1 rRNA gene is annotated in these 1,864 nt (G+C 51.3%); it reads right to left on the bottom strand.

What is annotated here, in order from left to right:
- Positions 1–99 precede the first annotated feature (99 nt).
- Positions 100–1,629 (bottom strand): 16S ribosomal RNA (locus tag HMPREF1556_RS06340).
- Positions 1,630–1,864: the final 235 nt, after the last annotated feature.

Genomic DNA, 1,864 nt, shown 5'->3' with positions numbered 1-1,864 from the left:
GACATCAGAAGTGAGTACGCACACTCAGGAAAGCCACCTAACTCATCTATTACGTACATACTACACTAACTATACTAAAGCCCATTTTCAGAACTCCAGAAAGGAGGTGTTCCAGCCGCACCTTCCGGTACGGCTACCTTGTTACGACTTAGCCCCAGTCACCTGTATTACCCTAGGCCGACCCTCGCGGTTACGGACTTTAGGTACTCCAGACTCCCATGGCTTGACGGGCGGTGTGTACAAGGCCCGGGAACGTATTCACCGCGCCATGGCTGATGCGCGATTACTAGCGAATCCAGCTTCACGGAGTCGAGTTGCAGACTCCGATCCGAACTGTGATGGGGTTTGGAGATTCGCATCCTGTCGCCAGGTAGCTGCCCTTTGTCCCCACCATTGTAACACGTGTGTCGCCCCGGATGTAAGGGCCGTGCTGATTTGACGTCATCCCCACCTTCCTCACGCCTTACGACGGCAGTCTCTACGGAGTTCCCAGCATCACCTGATGGCAACCGTAGACAGGGGTTGCGCTCGTTATGGCACTTAAGCCGACACCTCACGGCACGAGCTGACGACAACCATGCAGCACCTACATAGATGTCCCGAAGGAAAACTCCCTTTCAGGAGCGGTCATCTACATTTCAATCCCGGGTAAGGTTCCTCGCGTATCATCGAATTAAACCACATGTTCCTCCGCTTGTGCGGGCCCCCGTCAATTCCTTTGAGTTTCACCGTTGCCGGCGTACTCCCCAGGTGGATAACTTAACGCTTTCGCTTAGGAGCATACTGTATATCGCATACGCCCAGTTATCATCGTTTACTGCGTGGACTACCAGGGTATCTAATCCTGTTTGATACCCACGCTTTCGTGCTTCAGCGTCAGTTGTACCTTAGTAAGCTGCCTTCGCAATCGGAGTTCTGCGTGATATCTATGCATTCCACCGCTACACCACGCATTCCGCCTACCTCATCTACACTCAAGCCCGCCAGTATCAATGGCAATTTAGGAGTTAAGCTCCTAGATTTCACCGCTGACTTAACAGGCCGCCTACGCACCCTTTAAACCCAATAAATCCGGATAACGCTCGCATCCTCCGTATTACCGCGGCTGCTGGCACGGAGTTAGCCGATGCTTATTCGTAGGGTACATTCACTGAGGCACACGTACCTCTCTTTATTCCCCTACAAAAGAAGTTTACAATCCATAAGACAGTCATCCTTCACGCGACTTGGCTGGTTCAGGCTCTCGCCCATTGACCAATATTCCTCACTGCTGCCTCCCGTAGGAGTCTGGTCCGTGTCTCAGTACCAGTGTGGGGGTTCAACCTCTCAGTTCCCCTACCCATCGTTGCCTTGGTGAGCCGTTACCTCACCAACTAGCTAATGGGACGCATGCCTATCTCACAGCGAATTTCATTTCCTTACCGAAGGATGCCCTCCCGTAAGTGTACGCGGTATTAGTCCGTCTTTCGACGGGTTATCCCCCTCTGTGAGGCAAGTTGCATACGCGTTACGCACCCGTGCGCCGGTCGCCATCAGTCTTAGCAAGCTAAGACCATGCTGCCCCTCGACTTGCATGTGTTAAGCCTATCGCTAGCGTTCATCCTGAGCCAGGATCAAACTCTTCCTTGTCAATATTTTATTGTACTTGATTCTGTTTGTCTTGCTCCGAAGATGGTTCTTGCTTCTGATCTATTAGTGTATCTCTACCTAAGTAAAGGTTCGTAATTGACGGTTAGGTCTTTCGTTCCCTAAACGTTTGTTACTACACTTCTGTTTGTCAATATCAATTATCTCAAAGATCGCTGTTGGTCGTTGCGCCTCCGTCGCCGGTAGGTCACCCGTTTCTTTTGCGACTGCAAAGGTA

Origin of the sequence: Porphyromonas sp. oral taxon 278 str. W7784 (assembly GCF_000467855.2) — a bacterium.
Lineage (GTDB): Bacteria > Bacteroidota > Bacteroidia > Bacteroidales > Porphyromonadaceae > Porphyromonas.
Note: the sequence above shows the minus strand (reverse complement) of the source record. Positions and strands in the feature narration are given on the sequence as shown.